This is a genomic window from Streptosporangium sp. NPDC005286, from assembly GCF_040607515.1.
Classification (GTDB): Bacteria; Actinomycetota; Actinomycetes; order Streptosporangiales; family Streptosporangiaceae; genus Streptosporangium.
Genome location: NZ_JBEXGU010000052.1, coordinates 20,507 through 40,502 on the forward strand (window position 1 = coordinate 20,507; position 19,996 = coordinate 40,502).

The 19,996-nt window shown below is 70.2% G+C and carries 19 protein-coding genes; 4 read left to right on the forward strand and 15 right to left on the reverse strand.

Going from position 1 to position 19,996, the window contains the following annotated elements; genetic code table 11:
* Positions 1 to 1,044, forward strand: a complete 1,044-nt coding sequence (locus ABZU75_RS20440; protein ID WP_355556262.1) for a sulfotransferase — start codon at positions 1 to 3, stop codon at positions 1,042 to 1,044.
* Here ABZU75_RS20440 and ABZU75_RS20445 read toward each other — a convergent pair.
* The 3 genes from ABZU75_RS20445 to ABZU75_RS20455 all read right to left on the reverse strand — a co-directional run bounded on the left by ABZU75_RS20445 (position 1,034) and on the right by ABZU75_RS20455 (position 5,306).
* Entirely contained in the window at positions 1,034 to 2,191 is a 1,158-nt protein-coding gene (locus tag ABZU75_RS20445; RefSeq protein ID WP_355556265.1) for a glycosyltransferase, read from the reverse strand. The genes ABZU75_RS20440 and ABZU75_RS20445 overlap by 11 nt on opposite strands.
* Positions 2,188 to 5,010 carry a CDP-glycerol glycerophosphotransferase family protein gene (locus ABZU75_RS20450; protein ID WP_355556268.1) on the reverse strand — a complete coding sequence of 941 codons (2,823 nt, stop codon included), beginning with the start codon at positions 5,008 to 5,010 and terminating at the stop codon, positions 2,188 to 2,190. The genes ABZU75_RS20445 and ABZU75_RS20450 overlap by 4 nt, the downstream gene beginning before the upstream one ends.
* 71 nt (positions 5,011 to 5,081) lie before the next feature.
* The gene (locus ABZU75_RS20455; RefSeq protein WP_355556271.1) at positions 5,082 to 5,306 is read right to left on the reverse strand and encodes a hypothetical protein; all 225 of its coding nucleotides are present in this window, start codon (positions 5,304 to 5,306) and stop codon (positions 5,082 to 5,084) included.
* Between ABZU75_RS20455 and ABZU75_RS20460 the strand changes: the two genes are divergently transcribed.
* Positions 5,305 to 5,844, forward strand: a complete 540-nt coding sequence (locus ABZU75_RS20460) for a dihydrofolate reductase family protein (protein ID WP_355556274.1) — start codon at positions 5,305 to 5,307, stop codon at positions 5,842 to 5,844. The two genes, ABZU75_RS20455 and ABZU75_RS20460, sit on opposite strands and share 2 nt — an antisense overlap.
* 109 nt (positions 5,845 to 5,953) lie before the next feature.
* Here ABZU75_RS20460 and aroQ read toward each other — a convergent pair whose 3' ends face one another.
* The 4 genes from aroQ to ABZU75_RS20480 form a co-directional block, all read right to left on the reverse strand.
* On the reverse strand, positions 5,954 to 6,415 hold the full coding sequence (gene aroQ, locus ABZU75_RS20465) for a type II 3-dehydroquinate dehydratase (protein WP_355556277.1): 462 nt from the start codon (positions 6,413 to 6,415) through the stop codon (positions 5,954 to 5,956).
* 113 nt (positions 6,416 to 6,528) lie between these two features.
* Positions 6,529 to 7,290 carry a hypothetical protein gene (locus tag ABZU75_RS20470; protein WP_355556280.1) on the reverse strand — a complete coding sequence of 254 codons (762 nt, stop codon included), beginning with the start codon at positions 7,288 to 7,290 and terminating at the stop codon, positions 6,529 to 6,531.
* On the reverse strand, positions 7,287 to 7,664 hold the full coding sequence (locus tag ABZU75_RS20475; RefSeq protein ID WP_355556283.1) for a PadR family transcriptional regulator: 378 nt from the start codon (positions 7,662 to 7,664) through the stop codon (positions 7,287 to 7,289). The genes ABZU75_RS20470 and ABZU75_RS20475 overlap by 4 nt, the downstream gene beginning before the upstream one ends.
* Before the next feature lie 14 nt (positions 7,665 to 7,678).
* A complete protein-coding gene (locus tag ABZU75_RS20480; RefSeq protein ID WP_355556286.1) occupies positions 7,679 to 8,398 on the reverse strand; it encodes a type II CAAX endopeptidase family protein in 720 nt (239 codons plus the stop codon).
* Positions 8,399 to 8,940: 542 nt separating this feature from the next.
* Here ABZU75_RS20480 and ABZU75_RS20485 point away from each other — a divergent pair.
* Both ABZU75_RS20485 and ABZU75_RS20490 read left to right on the forward strand, forming a co-directional pair.
* A complete protein-coding gene (locus ABZU75_RS20485; RefSeq protein WP_355556289.1) occupies positions 8,941 to 9,795 on the forward strand; it encodes an LLM class flavin-dependent oxidoreductase in 855 nt (284 codons plus the stop codon).
* A gap of 91 nt (positions 9,796 to 9,886) precedes the next feature.
* Positions 9,887 to 12,340 (forward strand): FdhF/YdeP family oxidoreductase, encoded by a 2,454-nt coding sequence (locus ABZU75_RS20490; protein ID WP_355556292.1) that lies wholly within the window; start codon positions 9,887 to 9,889, stop codon positions 12,338 to 12,340.
* Between the two features lie 141 nt (positions 12,341 to 12,481).
* On the opposite strand, the gene ABZU75_RS20495 is transcribed toward ABZU75_RS20490, so the two are convergent.
* The 8 genes from ABZU75_RS20495 to ABZU75_RS20530 form a co-directional block, all read right to left on the reverse strand.
* A complete protein-coding gene (locus ABZU75_RS20495; protein ID WP_355556295.1) occupies positions 12,482 to 12,604 on the reverse strand; it encodes a hypothetical protein in 123 nt (40 codons plus the stop codon).
* Between the two features lie 302 nt (positions 12,605 to 12,906).
* Positions 12,907 to 13,773: an SRPBCC domain-containing protein gene (locus tag ABZU75_RS20500; RefSeq protein WP_355556298.1), complete on the reverse strand. Its 867-nt coding sequence runs from the start codon at positions 13,771 to 13,773 to the stop codon at positions 12,907 to 12,909.
* A gap of 319 nt (positions 13,774 to 14,092) precedes the next feature.
* Positions 14,093 to 14,974 (reverse strand): xanthine dehydrogenase family protein subunit M, encoded by an 882-nt coding sequence (locus ABZU75_RS20505; protein ID WP_355556301.1) that lies wholly within the window; start codon positions 14,972 to 14,974, stop codon positions 14,093 to 14,095.
* Complete coding sequence (locus tag ABZU75_RS20510; RefSeq protein ID WP_355556304.1) at positions 14,971 to 17,385, reverse strand: xanthine dehydrogenase family protein molybdopterin-binding subunit; 2,415 nt, start codon at positions 17,383 to 17,385, stop codon at positions 14,971 to 14,973. Before ABZU75_RS20510 ends, ABZU75_RS20505 begins: the two co-directional genes overlap by 4 nt.
* Entirely contained in the window at positions 17,382 to 17,882 is a 501-nt protein-coding gene (locus ABZU75_RS20515) for a (2Fe-2S)-binding protein (protein ID WP_355556307.1), read from the reverse strand. Before ABZU75_RS20515 ends, ABZU75_RS20510 begins: the two co-directional genes overlap by 4 nt.
* Before the next feature lie 93 nt (positions 17,883 to 17,975).
* Positions 17,976 to 18,398 carry a nuclear transport factor 2 family protein gene (locus tag ABZU75_RS20520; RefSeq protein ID WP_355556310.1) on the reverse strand — a complete coding sequence of 141 codons (423 nt, stop codon included), beginning with the start codon at positions 18,396 to 18,398 and terminating at the stop codon, positions 17,976 to 17,978.
* Positions 18,399 to 18,550: 152 nt separating this feature from the next.
* On the reverse strand, positions 18,551 to 19,462 hold the full coding sequence (locus ABZU75_RS20525; protein WP_355556313.1) for a pyridoxamine 5'-phosphate oxidase family protein: 912 nt from the start codon (positions 19,460 to 19,462) through the stop codon (positions 18,551 to 18,553).
* Between the two features lie 6 nt (positions 19,463 to 19,468).
* Complete coding sequence (locus ABZU75_RS20530) at positions 19,469 to 19,912, reverse strand: VOC family protein (protein ID WP_355556316.1); 444 nt, start codon at positions 19,910 to 19,912, stop codon at positions 19,469 to 19,471.
* Positions 19,913 to 19,996 lie beyond the last annotated feature (84 nt).

Genomic DNA, 19,996 nt, shown 5'->3' on the forward strand with positions numbered 1-19,996 from the left:
GTGAAGCCCGACCGCCCGATCTTCATCCTGGGATGTCCCCGTTCGGGGACGACGATGCTGCAACTGATGCTGCACGCCCACCCGCGCGTCGCCATCCCGCCGGAGACCCGGTTCATGGTCTCCACCTACCAGCGGCGGCTCCAGTTCGGTGACCTCAACGACGCGGAGCACCGGCGCGAGCTGGCCGAGTGGGTGGTCGACCGGCGCCAGACGCGCTTCCACGAGCTGAACCTGGACCGCGACGAGGTGCTCGGACAGATCGTCGACGGGCCGCCGACGCTCGGCTCCGCGCTGGGCATCGTGCTGCGCGCCTACGCGACCAGGCACGGCAAGGCGCGCTGGGGTGACAAGCGGCCCTCGTACTTCCAGTACACCGACGTGCTGCTCCGGCTCTTTCCCGATGCCCAGTTCGTGCACCTGGTCAGGGACGGCCGCGACTGCGTGGCGTCGCTGAAGGAGATGCCCTGGTACAACGGGAGCGTCTACAGCGCGGTCTCCGCCTGGGCCGAGGCGATCGACTTCGCCAGGCACGGCGCGCCGAGGCTTCCCGAGGGCAGCTACCACGAGCTGCGCTACGAGGACCTGACCGCCGAGCCGGAGGCTCACCTGCGCAGGCTGTGCGAGTTCCTCGGCGAGGACTTCCACCCGGCCATGTGCGACCCGGCCGCGGTGGCCGGCATCGCCGTACCCGTCAGAAAGACCTGGCACGCGCGCACCTACGGCGAGGTGACCACCACGCGGACCGGCTCCTGGCGCGAGCGGCTCGACCCCGGCGAGGTCTCGCTCTGCGAGAGCGTGCTCGGCGACCGCCTGGAGACCTACGGGTACGAGCTCAGCGGGGCGCCGAGGATCGAGACCTCTCGGCTGGTCTCCTACGAGCGGACCGCGGCCAAGCGGAAGCTGGCCCGGGTCAAGCGGGTCACCTTCGACCGGCTGATGCGGCTCCGCGAGCCGAACCCGCTGGGGGCGCGGCTCACCTCCGCCCAGATCGTGCTGGCGGGAGTGCCGATGCCACGCAACGAGCCGGTGGCGGTCACCGGGTGACCTGCTCGAACAGGGCCTCCCACCGATCCAGCACGCGATCGGGCCGGAACGCCTCGACGTGAGCGCGGGCGGCGGCTCCCAACCGCCGCCGCTCCTCGGCCGAGGCCATCAGCTCGGCCAGCGCGGCGGCGAGCGCGGTCACGTCGGCCGGGGGCACCAGCACCCCGGTCTCCCCGTCCAGTACGAGTGACCTGAGCCCCCCCGACACGTCGAACGCGACCGAGGGCACCCCGTAGGACGCCGCCTCACCGATCACCAGCGGCAGTCCCTCGTGCTCGCTGGCCAGCGCCAGCACCGACCCGCCCAGATACTCCTCGCCCATCAGGGGCGCGGGCACCGTGCCACGGAAGACCACCCGGTCGCTCACCTCGCATTCCGCGGCGTGCGAGGTGAGCCGCTGCCGCTCGGCCCCCTCACCGATCAGGTGCAGCTCCCAGCCCTCGCCCGCCTCGCGACGGGCCTCGGCGAGGTCCGCCCGCAACTCGGGCTCGCCGGGGGCGGAACGGCCACAGGCCTGGGCGAAGGCCGAGATCAGCCGGTCGAACCGCTTCACGCCCTCCAGCCTGCCGATCCCGAGCACCCGGCGGGCGGTCAGCTCGGCGGTCCCCGACGGCCAGGCGAACAGCGGGTTCGGGATGGACCAGGTGTTGGGCAGCAGCGCGTGCTCGGCGAAGAGCCACGCGTCCTGCTCGCTGAGGAAGACCGCCTTCTCCAGGGTGCCGTAGTGGTCGCGGACCGAGTCGAGGTGCCAGGAGCCCCGCGCGTGCTCGTACGACCCGTGGTACTGCCCGATCGGCAGCAGCCGTTCGGGCAGCAGGGCCCTGATCCGGGCGACCACGCTGGGCGAGGAGAGCACGGCGAACCCCGGCCCCACCTCGCGCAGCAGCCTGCCGAGCTCCCGGTGCTCACGGCGCCGGCCCAGCGGTGACAGCCTGCTCACCGGAGTGCGGTGGATCACGTGGCTGGTGTAACGCGGCCGCTCCACGTAGCGGAACGGGCTCCTGGCGCGGTGCAGTCCGATCACGTGCACCTCGCGGCCCCGTTCGGCGAGCCCCTGGGCCACGGTGTGGGTGACCCGCTGGACGCCGCCCAGGGTGTCGGCGTCCACGCAGGCGAACACGACCGCCCCCGCGCGCCCGCCGCTCACCCTGACCACCTGGGCAGTTGGATCGGCCGCCGCACCCCCGGCAGATGCCCCAGCCCGCCAGGGGGGCGCCGCTCCCGCCCGCCGGGCGCCCGGGGAGCCTGCGCGGGCACCTGGACCGAGGGGAGATCGAAGAAGGCGTCCACCACCTTCGCCGAGGCGTGGCCCTTCTCCTCCGCGCACCACATCCTGCGGAACGCGATGTACCTGGCGGCGAAGGAGACGGTCACGCCGTCGAGGTCGCGCAGCGCCTCGATCAGTTCCTCGGTGGTGGTCAGGCAGGGGCCGGGAGCGATCGCGGGCAGGTCGTGGTAGACCCCGCGTTCCACCCGGCGGTACTCGTCCCAGTCGTCGATCAGGAACAGCATCGGCCGCCCGGTGATCGCGTAGTCGCACATCAGCGACGAGTAGTCGGTCAGCAGCGCGTCCGAGAGCAGTATCAGGTCGTTGACCTCGGGGTACGACCCGGCCTCACGGACGAAGTGGCGCAGCTGCTCGGGCACCTCGAACCGCTCGACCGGGTGGGTGCGCAGGACCACCGTCCAGTCGCCGGCCAGGGCCTCGGCCATCGCGGACAGGTCGGCCCTGACCGACTCGCCGGACCCCTTGGCCCGGTCGCGATAGGTGGGGGCGTACAGCAGCACCCTGGACCAGTGCGGGATCTCCAGCCGCTCCCTCGCCCGCCTGGCCGCCTCCCGGTCACCGTGCACGAGCACGTCGCAGCGGGGCGAGCCGTGGCGCAGCAGCCGCCCCCGGTAGCCGTTGGAGGGCACGAACACCCGCTCGAACTCGGCGCTGGGCGAGACCAGCGCGTCCCAGCGCTCCACCGCGGCCCGCCAGGTCGCCCTCGGCCCGTCGAAGTCGGCGCGCAGGTCGGGCGCGTCGAAGCCGACCGACTTGATGCCCTGACCGTGCCAGGTCTGCAGGTAGCGCGTGCGTGGCGGCTTGGGATAGGCCAGCGGCATGCCGTGGCTGTCGACCCAGTAACCCGCCCTGGCCATGGTCCAGATGTGCCGCCAGCTCATCCGCCGTACCAGCCTGGCGTCGGGAGGAAAGCCGTGCGCGGTCCCGGCCGCCGACCAGACCACCCGCAACGGCGTGCCCCGCCGCCTGAGCTCCTCGTAGATGTAGCGCGGGTTCCCGGTGTATCCGGCGCCGACGTCGGACTCGAACAGGGCCAGATCCCGGCGGGGCGGCAGTACGGAGATCAGCCCTTTGTAGACGCGAAGCTTCACCTCGGGGCCGTCCATCCTGCGCAGCAGCTTCAGGCCGACCCGCCCCACCCGGGCCAGTTGCCTGAGCGCTCCCCGGCGGCGCCAGCGCAACCGCAGGAACGCGGCGATCCCCTCCGCGCCGACGGTGACCTCGTGCCACGGAACGACGACGACGAACGGCGGGCTGGACGAATCGACCAGCAGCTGGTCGGAGGTGATCCTCCCGTCGGGGTTGACGATCTCGACCACCGGCTCGTGGCGGCCGTCGCAGCCCAGGCGGCCGGGGCTGAGCGCGGCGAGGTCGATCGTCGCCTCGCTCAGCAGACCGCCGTCGTCCCGCTCGCGCGGCGCCAGCCGTATCCGGTGCTTCCCGGCGCGCAGGAACGCGGTCCAGCCGGGGGTGGCGGCGAGCACCCCGAATGGGTCGTAGGTCCTGATCACCAGCCTGAGCACGGTGCCCTCGCCGGTGACGACCGCCTCGTGGCGCAACCTGGAGGCGCTGTAGGGCAGCTCGGCCATCCGGAGCGAGGTGATCTCCCGCATCTCGTCGGGGACCGTACCCCAGTAGGTGCGTCCCTCCTCGCGCAGGGCGACCCGCGGCGGTGCCTTCGGCCCGTTCAGCGAAGCGGCGGCCACCAGGAGCTCGTCAGGCCGGTCGGCGAGGATGAAACTACAGCAGACCCTGATGAGCGGGTCGATCGTCTCGAACACCACCGGGTCGAGCTCGGACAGGTAGGGGCGGATCACCGAGACGAACTCCTCGACCCACGCGAGGTCCCGCGCGGGCAGCGGGTTGAGGTAGACCCGCAGGTCCTGGCGGAGGAACCGGCGCTGCCGCTCGTGCACCAGGTCACCGAGGCCGTTGTCGCGCAGGATGTCGTCGCTCAGCCGGGCCGCCCTGATCCTGGAGCGGACGTTGGACATGTCGGTCAGGCTCAGTGAGATCGACAGCCGCGCGTCGCTCTCCGCCGAGGCCCGGTGCCAGAGGTAGACCACCCACGGAACCACGGCGAACCGCCGCGCCGCGCAGTACAGGGCGGTGCTGAAGACGTGGTCCTCGTAGTGCATGTCCTCGGGAAACGGCAACCGCCGCAGCAACTCGGCCCGGTAGAGCTTGTTGGTGCTGAAGGAGTCGAGGAACATCTCCGGCTCCTCGGCGATCCCCTCGACGGTCCTGCGTCTGGCGAACAGGGCCGGGTAGTAGCGCGCGGTCTTCCCGCTCTTCTCGTACAACCGGGTGATCTGCCCGGTGACGAAGTCGGCACCGGTCCGCTCGATCTCCAGCAGCATGCTCTTGCAGGCGTGCCGGGTCAGCTCGTCGTCGCTGTCCAGGAACATCACGTACGGCGCCCGCGCCGCCGACACGCCCCTGTTCCGCGGGGTCCCGCACCCCCCGCTGTTGACCTCCCCGCGCAGGTAGCGGACCCGCGCGTCCTTCCGCTGCAGCTCCCGGGCGACCTGCTCGGTCTCGTCGGTGCTGGCGTCGTCGGCGATGATCACCTCGATGTTGCGCAGCGACTGCCGGAGCACGGACCGCACGGCCCTGGGCAGCCGCGCGGCATCGTTGTAGGTAATCACCACAACACTGCACTCCGGGACATTGATCACACCCCGAGGTATCCCCGAGAAAAAGTAACCGGTTGTCCTACTTGTCCACTGATAACACTCTTTTTGACGCTCTATGAGACAGGCAGTCCCACTTCGACCGGGGCGGAGCCGCCGTGTTCACCACTACTGGGTGGGCGGCGTTCATCGGAGGCGTCAGGAACCACGAGTTCGACGCTCGCTGAAGAGGTATGAGCCTGTGTGCGGGGGCGGCATTGTCGCAGGTGGTCTTTACGATCGACGGCGATGGTGAAGCAGCGATCGGTGGAGGCTTTGGTGAGAAAGATCTTCTCGTTCATGATGACCACCCTTGACGGGTATTTCGAGGGGCGGAACCAGGATCTCGGCTGGCACAACGTCGACGAGGAGTTCGGCGAGTTCGCGGCGCGCCAGCTCGACGAGAGCGGCACGCTCGTGTTCGGGCGGGTCACCTACCAGCTGATGGCGGGCTTCTGGCCGACGCCCGAGGGGGAGGAGGCCGATCCGGCGGTCGCGGCGAGGATGAACGGCACGGACAAGATCGTCGTCTCACGAACGCTGGACAGGGCCGAGTGGGCCGGCACCCGGCTGATCAAGCAGGATCTCGTCGAGGAGTTCACCAGGCTCAAGCGGGAACCCGGCAAGGACATCGCCATCCTGGGCAGTTCCGACCTGACCGTGAGTCTTCTCCGGCGGGGACTCGTCGACGAGCTGCGGATCATGGTGAACCCGGTCGTCCTCGGCGAGGGCATCCCGCTCTTCGGGACCGCGAAGGCCAGGATCGACCTGAAGCTGCTGAAGACACGGCCTTTCAACTCCGGCAACGTCCTGCACTTCTACCGGCCCGCCACCGCCTGACACCGGCCAGGATCAAGGCGCAGCGAGGACGGGTCGGGGGCCGCTCACTGGTACAGGTCTGTGCGGGGTGGAAGGTCAGGAGTGGCGTACCCGAGGAGCCTGTGGTCCCCTACGTCAGGGACATCCTGTGCAGGGCGTCGATGGCGAGGCGGTAGCCGTCCACGCCGAGGCCGACGATGGTGCCGCGCGCGACGGGGGAGATGTACGAGTGGTGGCGGAAGGACTCGCGGCGGTGCACGTTGGAGATGTGCACCTCGACGAGCGGTAGCTCGGTGCCCTCGATGGCATCGTGCAGGGCGATCGAGGTATGGGTGTAGGCCCCGGGGTTGAAGACCGCGCCGATGACCTCACCGGCCTTGACCCGCGCCCCGGCCTCGTGGATCCAGTCGATCAGCTGGCCCTCGTGGTTGGACTGACGGAAGACCAGGTCCAGGCCGAGCCGAGTGGCCTCCTCGCGGCACAGTTCCTCGACGTCCGGCAGCGTCATGGTGCCGTAGACCTCGGGTCTGCGGGTGCCGAGCAGGTTCAGGTTCGGGCCGTTGAGCACGTGTACGCCGGTCACGGGGATCATTCTCGCTCATCCGCGGGACCGGCGCTGCCAGGGGGTGCCTGCGGTGTGCGGGTCGGGAAGCGGGGGATGGGGCCGAGACACTCCCCGTCGTACGCCGTACCTGATCGGGGGGCTCAGCGACCCCTGCCGTGCCGTCGAGCGGCCAGCCACAGCGCGGTCATCACGGCCAGTGCGCTCACGGCCATTCCGGTGAGCAGACCCAGGATGGTGTCGAGGCTGCCGTCGAAGGTGTCGAGCCCCGCTTCGGCGACCTGCAGCAGTAGCACCAGGGCCACCGCGGTCAGCACCAGCAGGCCGGCGATCAAGGCGTAGAACTTCGGGCTGAGGAAGATGTTGCGCCTCGGCGTTCGCGGCGGGGCGGTCAGCTCCGCGGCGGGCCCCAGGCTGGCGGCCTTGGGCCGCTTGAAGTATTCGAAGCACACCCACCTGCCGCACGGCTCCCAGCCGTCGGGGGTGAGCAGGTCGAGCACGCTCTGGCGCCGGCCGGGCGAGACCAGCTCTCTCCGGTACTCCCACTGCTGAGGGTTCTCGGGGTCCCGGACGCTGATGAACAGGCCCTTCCCATCGACCCCGTCGACCTCCCAGCCCTGGGCGCCGTACTCGTTGAGCGTCTTGACGTCGTGGAACAGGTCGGCGGTCCAGCGCCAGGTACGGGCGTCCGCGGCGGGCGGGGCCGAGGTGACGGCCAGCTCACGGGCCAGCTCGGCCGCCGGGCCGAACTCCTCCTCGGGGTCGCCGCCACCACTCTCGGCGAGGTAGCCGGCGAGGTCGTCCAGCATGGCCCTGACCCGGTCGGCGGGCATGCCCGCCTCGGCCAGAACCACGGCGAGCTCGTCGAAGTAACCACCGGTGGTCTCGTCGACGTGGCCGCTCATCGAACTCTCCCTTCAGGTGAACCCGTTGGCTGAGGCGCCTCGGTGTGGCCCTTGGCCAGCACGGCGCGTACCGACTCGTCGAAGTTCAGCCAGAGCCCGCCCTGCTCGGCGAGTGTCTGCCTGCCCTGGTCGGTGAGCCGGTAGTAGCGACGGCCGGGCCCGCGCTCGGTCACCCGGAACTCGGCGGTGAGCAGCCCCGCCTCCTCCAGCCGGTTGAGCACCGGGTAGAGCGTGCCGCCCTTGATCTGACCGAGACCGGACTCGGCGAGGTCTTTGGCGATCTCGTAGCCGTAGTTCTCGCCGGCCGTCAGGCTGGCGAGAACCAGCAGGTCGAGCACGCCCTTGAGCCAGCTCGCACGTCGATCGCTCGTCATGGTAGCGATCCTACTTAGCCTGTGTACCCGACTGGCTCACGTCGCGGCTGCGGGGTGAGCACCAGGCCGCGAAGGTCGATCAGCGCGTGCAACAGGATCGGCATGAGCAGGCTGCCGGTCCTCAGGTAGAGCAAGGTCAGGCCGAAGCCGACCAGGGTGACCGCGAGCATGCCGCGCCAGCCCTGGTAGAGGTGGCCGGCGACGAACACCGCCAACGCGCAGCAGGCCGCGACCTCCTTGCTCAGGCCGAGCGCGCCCGTGCCGACCGCGATGAGCAGGCCTCGGTAGACGATCTCCTCGGTGATGCCGGCGGTCACCGACAGGCCCGCGGCGTACCAGCGCTCGACCGCGGTGCGCGGCAGCAGGTGGCTGAAGGCCTGCTGGCCAGGGACGGGCTTACCCTTGGCGGCCAGCCACTTGAAGACGAGCATGCCGGCCGCGGCGGCGACCAGGAAGCCGACGATCGTGCCGAGGGTGTCGTCCAGTGGCTCCGTGATCACCAGGCCGATGTCCGCGGCGTCGAGGTTCGGCTCCACGGCGACGATGAGCAGTGCCACGGCGGCCAGTGTCCACAGCTCGGCGCTCCAGAGCGTGAACATCCGGCGGTAGGCCATGGGGTCCTGGTCACGAGTGCGGGCCAGCCTGTCGTAGGTGTGCTTGCCGAGCAGGGGGCTGGCGACGGCCAGGTAGCCGACGAGGACGACTGCCAGGACAAGCGTCAAGGGGGATGACAAGGGAGACCTCCAAAGGTGCTCTGCTATCTAGATCGTAGAGCAAGCTAGTTAGATATACAACCTATGTTGCGGTGAAGGAGTGCAAGGGGGCGGACTCGGCGAGGGCACCCCGCTCTTCGGGACCCGGCGGGCAGGATCGACCTGAAGCTGCTGTCCGGTGAGGACCGGGTGATCCGAGCCGTCACTTTCCGCCGGGGTGAGCGTCCCCGCTGTGGCGGGCTCTGGGGCGCTGCCCTTACCGCGGCGCGGTCCAGGTGGCGGTCATGTCCGCCGTGACGTCGCGCAGGACGTCAGGCTGCGCGTCCGTGCGGACCTCGCCGGTGGCGCCCAGGGGGTCGGCCACAAACGTCGACCGATCCCTGTCCGGGTGACACGCATCGCCATACGACTGTTCGTGCGTGCGCGGCCCTCATGCCTGCGCGCACGCTTTACGCATATAACCATCTGACCAGGTCTTTTATCGAACAGTGAGTCTGTACGGTGGGTGATGATTGTCCGGAATCAAGGGATCACACAACGCTGGTCCTGGAGGGGGCGATCCCATGAAAATAGGTTTCGGCCTGCCGGTGAGCGACCCCGTGTGCCTGCTCGGCTGGGCCCGGCGCGCCGACGTCGGCCCCTTTTCGACCCTCGGTCTGCTCGACCGCATCGTGTACGACAACCCGGAAGCGATGGTCACTCTGGCGGCCATCGCAGGGGCCACCTCACGGATCCGCGTACAGACCGAAGTGCTGATCCCGCCCTTGCGCGCGACCGCCCTGCTCGCCAAGCAGACCGCGACCCTGGATCGGATTTCCGGTGGTCGCTTCACCCTCGGTGTGGGGGTCGGGGCACGCGAGGACGACTACCGGGCCGTGGACGTCCAGGTCCGTGGCCGGGGGAGTCACCTGGATGAGCAGATGGCAGCTCTCCGGCGCGTCTGGGAGGGCGAGCCGTACGCCCAGGGCATCGGACCGATCGGCCCCGCCCCGGCCCGCCGGGGCGGACCTGAAGTGCTGTTCGGAGGCTTCGTTCCCGCCACCGTCGAGCGCATCGCTCGCTGGGGCGACGGATTCCTCGGTGCTCATCTCACGCCGGAACAGATGGGGCAGTTCTACCGAGCCGTCGAGGCATCGTGGCAGGCCGCCGGGCGTGCCGGTCGTCCTCGGCTGGTGGCCCAGTCCAACGCCGCCCTCGGCCCCGAATCAGTCGTGGACGAGGCGAAACGTGCCCTCGGTGACTATTACCGCTTCATGGGGGACGGCGCGAAGGAGGTGGTCGACGAGATGCTCACCACACCGGAAGCGATCCGGCAGGCCGTCACCGCGTACGGCGAGATCGGCGCCGACGAGGTCATGCTCTACTGCTGGTCCTCCGACGTGGACCAGATCGACCGTGTCGCCGACACCGTCACCTGACGGGGTCCTTGGCGGTCCAAGCTTGGGGAAGGCCGGGGGGTTGTTTGGGGCTGGGGTGGGGGCGGGGGCGGTAGACCGGGAATATCGCGGCATGTGCACGCATGTCGGGCTCGACTGCGCCACCCCGGGGGGACCGCTCATGGCCGACGACATTCTTGCCTCAGGAGAGAACTTCGGACAGGGGATGCCGGGGGTTCCGGCGCGGGGGCGCGGGCCCAACACCGGCGCGCCCTTCTCCAGGCGTGACTACCGGCACCCGGCGGCGGGCTGGGGTGCGGCGCTCAGCGTCGGGAAGGTGCTGGCCAGGACGAGGGAGCCGATCGAGGGGACACGGGCGATCTTCCGGATGAACCACGAGAACCACGGTTTCGACTGCCCGGGATGCGCGTGGCCGGACGATAGGAAGGGCCTGCGCCTGGACATCTGCGAGAACGGCATCAAGCACGTCACCTGGGAGATGACCCCCAAGCGCGTCGGGCGCCGGTTCTTCGACGAGCACACCGTCACCGAGCTGTCCGGCTGGAGCGACTTCGCGCTGGAGGACCAGGGCAGGCTGACCGAGCCGATGGTCTACGACCCGGACTCCGACAAGTACCGGCCGATCTCCTGGCCGGACGCGTTCGAGCTGGTCGGCTCGACGCTCAGGAGACTGAGCAGCCCGGACCAGGCGTCGTTCTACACCTCCGGGCGGCTGAGCAACGAGGCCACGTTCCTCTACCAGCTCTGGGCCCGCGAGTTCGGCACCAACAACCTGCCGGACTGCTCGAACATGTGCCACGAGGCGAGCGGCCTGGCGCTGACCGCCTCGCTGGGCACCGGCAAGGGCACCGTCGACCTGGACGACTGGGGCAAGGCCGACACGCTCTTCCTCCTCGGCTCCAACGCGGCCTCCAACGCGCCGCGCATGCTGACCGCGCTGGTCGAGGCGTACCAGCGTGGCGCTCAGATCGTGCACATCAACCCGCTGATCGAGGCGGCGGCCGGAAAGACGATCGTGCCCCACGACCTCCTCTCGATGGGCACCTTCCACGCCACCAGGACCGGCACGCTCAACGTGCAACCGAGGATCGGCGGCGACCTGGCGCTGTTGCGCGGGGTCGCGAAGGCCGTGTTCGAGGAGGCGAAGATCGACCCGAAGGCCATCGACCACGAGTTCATCGACAACCACACACACGGCTTCGAGGACTACCGGCGGGCGTGCGCCGAGGCCGGCTGGCCGCAACTGGAGCGCCAGTCGGGCGTGGCCGAGGCGAGGATCCGCGAGCTCGCCGACGTCTACCTGCGTTCCAGGCGCACCATCATCAGCTGGTGTCTGGGCATCACCCAGCAGGAACACGGTGTCGACACCGTGCGAGAGATCGTCAACCTGCTGCTGCTCCGGGGCTACGTGGGCCGGGAGGGCGCGGGTCCGTGCCCCATTCGCGGGCACAGCAACGTCCAGGGCAACCGCACCTGCGGGGTCGACTCCCAACCGAGCGAGCGGCTGCTCTCCCGGCTGGCCGAGGTGTGCGGCATCGACCCGCCGCGGGCCTGGGGCCTGGACACCGTCGGCACCGTCGAGGCGATGCGCCGCGGCGACGTCAAGGTGTTCGTGAGCATGGGCGGCAACTTCGCGCTGGCCACGCCCGACACCCCGCGCACCTTCCGGGCACTGCGCAACTGCGAGCTGACCGTGCAGGTCAGCACCAAGCTCAACCGCAGCCACCTGGTGCACGGCGAGAAGGCGCTGATCCTGCCCTGCCTCGGCCGTACCGAGAAGGACTGGCAGCGCCGCAGGCTGCAGGGGGTCACGGTCGAGGACTCGATGAGCATGGTGCACCTGTCGATCGGCATGCGGAACCCGGCCTCCCGGCAACTGCTCTCCGAACCGGCGATCATCGCGGGGATGGCGCGGGCGACCCTGCCGGACAGCGCCACGCCCTGGCAGGAGTACGTCGACGACTACGACCGCATCCGCGACACCATGGCCCGGGTCCTCGACGGGTTCGAGGACTTCAACCGCCGGGTTCGGATGCCGCTGGGCTTCCGGATCCACCAGCCGGCCCGCGAACTGGTCTTTCTCACCGGGTCAGGGCGCGCCGAGTTCTCCGCCGCCCCGGTTCCGAACGTCATACCGGAGGCGGGCCGCCTGACGCTGGGCACGGTGCGCTCCCACGACCAGTGGAACACCACCGTCTACTCCGACGACGACCGCTACCGGGGCGTCGAGAACCTGCGCACCCTGGTGCTGATGAACCGCGACGACATGCGGGACCGGGGCCTCGCCGAGGCCGACCTCGTCGACATCACCAGCATCGCCAAGGACGGCAGCAGGCGGAGCGTCTACGGCTACCGGGCCTTCGGCTACGACATTCCGCGCGGCAGCGCGATCGGCTACATGCCCGAGCTGAACGTGCTCTGCGCACTCGTCGACTTCAGCCCCCAGAGCGGGCAGCCGCTGGCCAAACACCTCACCGTCGAGATCACCCCGATGGCGGGACGCGTGGTGGACGAGGCCCGGCGCGAGGCGGAGCGGGAGCGGGTGGCCGGACGGGGCGGCCGCTGAGCGGGCATCGGCGTGGTGGGTTCGGCGCCGCCAGGGAGCGGTCTACGGCATCGCCGCCCATCTGATCTTGGCAACTTCGCTGTCCGGTCCGGTGCTGGTGATCCTCCAGATGTGGGGTGAGCCCGTGCCGGTGGATGATTTTTAGAGCCGTCCGGTTTTCACGGCCCCCAGGAAGGCCGCGAACACGGCGCTCTCGAACAGTCGAGAGCGTTCGTCCAGGGCGCGGATCCAGTCGTGGATCTCGTTGGTGACGCGGATCTCCACTCCTGCATGCCCAGAAGTGTAGAAAATCCTTTACTCCGACTCATCGACGAGGTGATGCCGGATGCGCCGCTCGCCGATCCCACGAGAACGGCGGAGATCAGAGCCAGAGTGCTGAGCGGCGGCCGGCGGCTCCGGCGGAGGTCCACGGCACGCTTCGGAGTGCGGCTCGGGTGGGTGATCGCGGCGGTGGCCACGGCGGCGGTCGTCGTGACGGTGACGGTGTTGCGACGACCACTAGAACGGAAGCTCGACGGGAGGGTGAGGGCGACGTGCGCTTCCCGCCGAACGATCAAACCGGATACTCAGCGGCGGCGTAGGGCGCGGCTGACCAGCCAGGCGATCAGGGTGACGGCCGCCAGTGCGGCGACCAGTGGGGCGGCGCGTTTGAGCAGCGGCAGGCCCGCCACCTCCAGGAGGTTCATGGCCTCCTCGTCAGGGCTGAGCGAGGTGCGTGAGGTGCCCGCCGGATGGCTCTGGCGGGACCCGGACTTCTCGTCGACGACGAGGCCGGGCGGTGTCGGCACCGCGCTGAGATGCCGCCCGGATGCGCCCGCTCCCGCCCCGCTCAGCTCCTCCCAGCCGGCCGGGGTCGCGGGGCCGGGGCCCGAGGCCGCCGAGACCACCGGAACCTCGTCGTCCGGGCCGGGCTGGGAGGGAGCACTCCAGCCGCCCATGCCCGGCGTCTCGGCAGGCGTCTCGGCGGCGGTTTCCACGCCGGGGCTCTCGCCCAGCAGCAGGGAGAGGTTGGCCGCGAACCTGTCGATCAGCTTCTCGCCGACCTCGGACATCACCCCTCGGCCGAACTGGGCCGGGCGGCCGGTCACGTTGAAGGAGGTGTCGACGGTGACCCTGGTGTTCCGCCCCTCGGGGTACAGACGCGCGACGACCGTGGCACCGGCGGTGCCCGAGCCCCTGGCCTCCTTGCCGGAGGCCTTGATGGTCATGGAGTGGGTGTCCTCGTCCACCTTCTCGAAGGAGGCCCGGCCCCGGTAGGTCACCGTGATCGGCCCGACCTTGACCTTCATCCTGCCGGTGAAGGAGTCCTCTTCGACCTGGTCCACGGTGGCACCGGGCAGGCAGGGGCCGACCCGCTCGACGTCGAGCAGCACCGGCCACGCCTGCTCGACCGGCACGGGAACCGTGAACTCGTGCTCGAACCGCATCGCCATCGATCCGCTCCTTGTCGGTCGGTCGCTGTTGCGACATTACGACTACACGGGGGCGTATTACCAGTATGCCGCCACGGGGCCGGTTGACCGCCACACGTCGGTACGTGTCGGTCGGCGTCCATTCCTCCCTGCCCCTCCGGGCGGGGATGATGCCTCCGCCCTCCCACGAGGTGCTCCGGCCCGAGGGACGGGGCGGCGCTCTCGGGCTCCAGTGTGAGGGGGGCTCATCTGCCGCCCTCCCCGCCGTTCATGGCGAGGACACTCGCAGGCCCGTCGGGGGGTGAGAGCCCGCCGGGTTCTCACCCCGTCACGGCGGGACTCAGCCGCTCGCGGCCCTGACCGCCCTGCGGGTCAGCACCCGGGCCAGATGCCGGCGGTAGTCGGGTCCGGCGTGCAGGTCCGCGGGGGGCGAGGTGCCGTCGTCGGCCTCGGCGCACGCCTCCCCGACGGGGTCGGTGCCGGTGGAGCCCACGGGCGCGAGATCCACCCCGCGCAGCGCCGTCTCCACCGCACTCGCCCGCACCGGGGTGGGGCCCATGTTGGTCAGCGCGATCCTGGCCTCCTCGACGGCCCCGCCACTCCGCCGTACGGCCGCCGCGACGCCGACGATCGCCCACGCCTGCGCCGTCCGGTGGAACTTCTCGTAGTGGAAACCCCACCCGGGGCCGAGTACCGGCACCCGGGCGCCGATCAGCACCTCATCGGGTTCGAGCGCGGGCTCCAGGTAGTCGACGAAGAAGTCCGCGGCGGGGATCTCCCGCTCGCCGTCGACGGAGCGGGCGACGAAGACGCAGTCGAGCGCCAGGGCCACGGCCGGCAGATCCCCCGCCGGATCGGCGTGGGCCATGGAACCGCCGAACGTGCCACGGTGCCGTACCGCGGGGTCGGCCACCGTGGCCGTGGCCAGCGCGAGCAGCGGGACGCGCTCCCTGATCACCCCGGAGCGCAGCACCTCGTCGTGGGTGGTGAGCGCGCCGATGAACACGTGGTCGCCACGGTCGGAGATGCCGCGCAGGCCGGGCAGGCGCCCGAGGTCCACCAGCGCCGACGGGTAGGCCAGCCGCAGCCGCAGCAGCGGTAGCAGCGACTGGCCGCCGGCCAGTACCTTGACGTCGTCGCCGGAGGCCGCGGCCTCACCGAGCACCTGGCACGCCTCCTCCACCGAGGAGGGCCTGACGTAGTCGAACGACGCGGGGATCATCGGTCTCCTCCCTCGGCGGCCGGTCCCGGCCGACGTGTGGCGTCCGCCTCGGTGACGATCCGCCAGATCCGCTCCGGGGTGCAGGGCATCCGCACGTCGTTCACCCCGTACGGGCGCAGCGCGTCGACGATCGCGTTGACCACGGCGGGGGTGGAGGCGATGGTCCCGGCCTCGCCGACGCCCTTGACGCCCAGCGGGTTGGTCGTCGCCGGGGTCTCGGTGCGGTCGGTGACGAAGTCGGGCAGGTCGGCCGCCGAAGGGATGAGGTAGTCGGCCATCGTGGTGGTGAGCAGGTTGCCCTCGGTGTCGTAGACCGCCTCCTCGAACAGGGCCTGGGCGATGCCCTGGGCGATGCCGCCGTGCACCTGGCCCTCGACGATCAGCGGGTTCACCACCGAGCCCACGTCGTCGACCGCCACGTAGGTCCGGATCTTCGAGGCGCCGGTCTCGGTGTCCACCTCGATCGCGCACAGGTGGGTGCCGTGCGGGAAGGAGAAGTTGTCCGGGTCGAAGGTCGCGTCGGCGTCCAGCGCGGGTTCGAAGCCGTCGGGCAGGTCGTGCGCGGCGAAGGTGGCCAGCGCCAGTTCCTGGATGGTCCTGCCCGCCTCGGTGCCCCGGACCTTGAACGTGCCGTCGGCGAACTCGATGTCGTCGGCGGAGGCCTCAAGCAGGTGCGCGGTGAGCTGTTTGGCACGGTCCTTCACCTTCTCGCAGGCGGCCAGCACGGCGACGCCGCCCACCACCAGGGAGCGGGAGCCGTAGGTGTCCATGCCCCTGTGCGAGACGGACGTGTCGCCGTGCAGCACGGAGACGTCCTCGAACGGCACGCCCAGCGCGTCGGCGACGATCTGGCTCCAGGCCGTCTCGTGTCCCTGGCCGTGCGGCGAGGAGCCGGTGACGACCTCGACCTTGCCGGTGGGCAGCATCCTGACCGAGGCGTGCTCCCAGCCGCCCGCGCCGTAGCTGAGGCTGCCGAGCACCCGCGAGGGCGCCAGCCCGCACATCTCGGTGAACGTCGAGACACCGATGCCGAGCTGGACCGGGTCGCGCCGGTCGCGCCGGTCCGCCTGCTCGGCCCTGAGCTTGTCGTAGCCGAGCAGGGCCAGGGCCCGCTCGGTCGCCGCCTCGTAGTTGCCCGAGTCGTAGGTCAGCCCGCAGATCGTGGTGTACGGGAACTCCGCGTGGGTGATCCAGTTGCGGCGCCGCAGCTCGACGGGGTCCATGCCCAGCTCGTGGGCGAGCTCGTCCATGGCGCGTTCGATCGCGAACGTCGCCTCGGGGCGGCCCGCGCCCCGGTAGGCGTCGGTCGGCATCTTGGTGGTGAAGACGCCGGTGCACTTGAAGTCGTAGGCGTCCATCTTGTAGATGCCGTTGTACATGAACGCGCCGAGCAGTGGCACGCCCGGCGTGACCAGCATCAGGTAGGCGCCCATGTCGGCGAGCAGGTCCACCTTGACGCCCCGCACCCGCCCGTCCCGGTCGGCGGCGACGGAGATCCGCTGGAGCTGGTCGCGGCCGTGGTGCACCGTCAGGTTGCCCTCGGAGCGGGACTCGGTCCACTTCACCGGCCTGCCCAGCCTGCGGGTCAGCAGCAGCGCGAGCACCTCCTCGGCGGTGACCTGGAGCTTGGAACCGAAGCCGCCGCCCACGTCGGGGGCGATCACCCGCAGCTTGTGCTCGGGGATGCCCGTCGTCAGCGCGAGCATGACGCGCAGGATGTGCGGGATCTGGGTGGACGAGTAGAGCGTGAAGGTGTCGCCGTCGGTGGTGGCCACGACCGCGCGAGGCTCCATGGCGGTCGGGATGAGCCGCTGCTGCACGTAGGTGCGCTCGATCACCACGGGGGCGTCGCGGAACGCCTCCTCGATGTCGCCCCCGGCGAACTTCCAGGTGAACGCCTGGTTTCCGGCCTCGTGGACCTTGGGGCTCCCCTCGGCGAGCGCCTCGGTCATGTCGAGCACCGCGTCCAGCGGCTCGTAGTCGATCTCGATCGCCTCCAGGGCGTCGGCCGCCCGGTAGCGGTCGGTGGCGACCACGCAGGCCACCGCCTCGCCGACGTAGCGGACCTCGTCCACCGCCATGGGCGGGTGGTCGGGGATGACGATGTCCTCGCTGACCGGCCAGGCGCAGGGCAGGCTGCCCTGCTCGCCGGCGAAGTCGCGCCCGCTGTAGACGGCGACCACGCCCGGCTGGCCGCTCGCGGCCGAGGTGTCGACGCGGGTGATCCTGGCGTGGGCCATCGGGCTGCGCAGGAAGGCCACGTACATCATGCCGGGGAGCTGGATGTTGTCGGTCCAGGTGGTCCTGCCGGTGACCAGCCGGGCGTCCTCCTTGCGCCTGCGCGCCCTGCCGACCTCGTGGGCGGCGGACGGGTCGTTCAGCCGGTCGCTCTCGATGAGCTGCTCGGTCATGGCGCCGGCACCTCCTGCCCGGATGTGCTCCGCCGGGACATCTCCGCCGCGCCGCGCCGCACCGCCCTGACGATGTTGCAGTACCCCGTGCAGCGGCACAGGTTGCCCTCCAACCCCTCGCGGACCGCCTCCTCCGACGGGTCGGGGTCGTCCCTGAGCAGGTCGATCGCCGCCATGATCATGCCGGGGGTGCAGTACCCGCACTGCAGGGCGTGCTCTTCGTGAAAGGCCTGCTGCATGGGATGCCACTCGCCTCCCTGGGCCAGGCCCTCAACCGTGACGACATCGCTCCCGTCGGCCTGCACGGCAAGCACGGAACAACTCTTCGCGCTCCTGCCGTCGAGCATCACGGTGCAGGCGCCGCAGTTGCCGGTGTCGCAGCCGATGGGCGTGCCGGTCTTGCCCAGCCGATCTCGTAGCAGATGCACGAGGAGAAGGCGCGGCTCGACCTCCTCCTCGTATGCGATTCCATCGACGTTGACGGTGATTCGGGGCATACGTCCTCCAAAAGCAACCACAGGGGCATAGGAGAAGTGAGAACCGATAAATGAGAACTTACGCCCCAGTTCTCCCCGGTCAACCCTTTGGTCTCAGGCCAACGGAAGTTCCTCGGGGTCGCGGTCGCCGAGAATACGGCGGTCCGTTTCGTCGATTCCGAGGTCGTTGATGCTCGCCTCGCGGCGCCGCATCAGCCCGTCGTCGGCGAACTCCCACAGCTCGTTTCCGTAGCTGCGCCACCACTGGCCGTCCGCGTCGTGCCACTCGTACTGGAACCGCACGGCGATGCGGTTGCCACCGAACGTCCACAGCTCCTTGCGGAGCCGGTAGTCCTGCTCCCTGGCCCACTTGCGGCTCAGGAACTCCCTGATCTCCGCGCGCCCGGTGAGGAACTCGTCCCGGTTGCGCCAGCGGGAGTCGGGCGTGTAGGCGAGCGAGACCCGCTCGGGGTCGCGCGTGTTCCACGCGTCCTCGGCGGCCTGGACCTTGGCCCTGGCCGTCTCCTCGGTGAACATCACACTTCCTCCATGGGTTCCGCGGCCTCCTCGACCGCGTCGATCAGCGGGTCGTCGGGTCCGGCGACGTACGTCAACCGATCATCGTCCAGGTCGGACGGCGCGGGCGTGACGAACACGCCGCCCGGTCCACGATGATCCCGATGACCCCGTCAAGGGTTTCCCCGCGCCCCGTTCGCGGCGCGGGCGGCGTGCGCCGGCGGGTTGTGGCGGGAGTACTCCCCGAGCCGCCAGCGGAGCGGGCTGGCTCCCCGGACCCGGACGATCCGGTCCACCTCGAACCCGACCAGCCGCTGTGCCCCCGGCACGTCGCCCGGCTCCCAGTCGACGCGGGCCCGCCCGGTCAGGTGCAGCGCGTCGCCGTTCTCCCAGTCGAGGAAGAGCAGGCCGCAGTGTTCGTCCAGTTCCAGGTTGCCGAGCGTCATGTACATCAGGTTGCCGGCGTAGTCCGGCCAGACCAGCCGTCGCTCGTCCAGCACCCGGACGAACCCCGGGTTGCCGCCCCGGTGCGACAGATCCGCGCCCAGGCCGGGGGCCGAGGTGGCGACGAAGAACGTGTCGGCGCCCTCGATCCACGCCCGGTCGCCGTCGCCGAAAACCGTCGCCGAGGAGGAGCCGGTGGCCGGCCCGGTGACCTCCGCGACGATGTCCCGTGTCTGGATGTACTTGGGACAGTTGGCGTACGCCTGCTCGGTGTGGACGACCAGTCGCCCGCCGTCCCGCCGGACCGTGCCGTTGACCCGCATCCTGCGCCTGGTCAGGGGCTCGATCGCGAGCATCCCGATCTCGCCCCCGTCCAGTCCGGCCAGCGGATCGTGCTCACCCGGCAGCGTGTCGATCACCACGGTCCGTTCGTCCGCGGCCCTGGCGAACCCCTCGGGCCCGGTCAGGACCGTCGCCCACGGGAGCCCGTCCCGCCCCGCGGCTCCGATCAGCAGCATCCGCTGCCGCCTGAGGAACTCGGCCGCCACCGCCGGGATCTCCGGCCGGGTCCTGGCCGAGCCCAGTGCCACCGCGCGGACCCCGGTCCTGCGCTGTACCGCGATTTCTCCCCCGTGCTCCATGGTCGTCTAGAAGAAGCCGCAGGTGGGGGCGCCGGTGGTCGGCGCGGGTCGCTCATCGGCGCCGCTGGGCGCGAAGATCTCCAGCCGGATGCCGTCCGGGTCCTCGAAGAACACGCCCCCCGAGGACGCCCCCTCGCCGTGCGGGACCACGCCGTCGTGGTGGAGCGTGGCCCCGAGTCCCCGGATCACGGTCTCGGCTCGGCGGACCGCCTCGATGTCCGGCACCTGGAAGGACAGGTGGTGCAGGCCCGGCAGCCCGGTGGCGAAGCTGCCCTCGCTCTGCTGCCAGAGGGTGAGCACCAGCTTCCCGTCGAGACCGAGGAAGGCGTAGCGCCGGTCCGGCTGGTCCGACTCGCCGAAGATCTCGAAGCCGAAGACCTTCAGGTAGAAGTCCTTGGACCTGTCGAGGTCGGAGACGTTGAGGCCGACGTGGTCGGTCTGGAAGGTCATTTGATCTCTCCTCCACGTTTTCTAACGGCTCGATCCGTTAGCTCTACTGCCCGCAATCTAACGCAAAATCAGCATTTGTCACGT

What these genes read in the sequence shown, in the direction of transcription:
- ABZU75_RS20460 (WP_355556274.1), top strand. Translation starts at nt 5,305, where the DNA reads ATGATGACCACCCTTGACGGGTATTTCGAGGGGCGGAACCAGGATCTC.
- ABZU75_RS20455 (WP_355556271.1), bottom strand. Translation starts at nt 5,306, where the DNA reads ATGAACGAGAAGATCTTTCTCACCAAAGCCTCCACCGATCGCTGCTTC.
- aroQ (WP_355556277.1), bottom strand. Translation starts at nt 6,415, where the DNA reads ATGATCCCCGTGACCGGCGTACACGTGCTCAACGGCCCGAACCTGAAC.
- ABZU75_RS20470 (WP_355556280.1), bottom strand. Translation starts at nt 7,290, where the DNA reads ATGAGCGGCCACGTCGACGAGACCACCGGTGGTTACTTCGACGAGCTC.
- ABZU75_RS20475 (WP_355556283.1), bottom strand. Translation starts at nt 7,664, where the DNA reads ATGACGAGCGATCGACGTGCGAGCTGGCTCAAGGGCGTGCTCGACCTG.
- ABZU75_RS20485 (WP_355556289.1), top strand. Translation starts at nt 8,941, where the DNA reads ATGAAAATAGGTTTCGGCCTGCCGGTGAGCGACCCCGTGTGCCTGCTC.
- ABZU75_RS20490 (WP_355556292.1), top strand. Translation starts at nt 9,887, where the DNA reads ATGTGCACGCATGTCGGGCTCGACTGCGCCACCCCGGGGGGACCGCTC.
- ABZU75_RS20500 (WP_355556298.1), bottom strand. Translation starts at nt 13,773, where the DNA reads ATGGCGATGCGGTTCGAGCACGAGTTCACGGTTCCCGTGCCGGTCGAG.
- ABZU75_RS20505 (WP_355556301.1), bottom strand. Translation starts at nt 14,974, where the DNA reads ATGATCCCCGCGTCGTTCGACTACGTCAGGCCCTCCTCGGTGGAGGAG.
- ABZU75_RS20510 (WP_355556304.1), bottom strand. Translation starts at nt 17,385, where the DNA reads ATGACCGAGCAGCTCATCGAGAGCGACCGGCTGAACGACCCGTCCGCC.
- ABZU75_RS20515 (WP_355556307.1), bottom strand. Translation starts at nt 17,882, where the DNA reads ATGCCCCGAATCACCGTCAACGTCGATGGAATCGCATACGAGGAGGAG.
- ABZU75_RS20520 (WP_355556310.1), bottom strand. Translation starts at nt 18,398, where the DNA reads ATGTTCACCGAGGAGACGGCCAGGGCCAAGGTCCAGGCCGCCGAGGAC.
- ABZU75_RS20525 (WP_355556313.1), bottom strand. Translation starts at nt 19,462, where the DNA reads ATGGAGCACGGGGGAGAAATCGCGGTACAGCGCAGGACCGGGGTCCGC.
- ABZU75_RS20530 (WP_355556316.1), bottom strand. Translation starts at nt 19,912, where the DNA reads ATGACCTTCCAGACCGACCACGTCGGCCTCAACGTCTCCGACCTCGAC.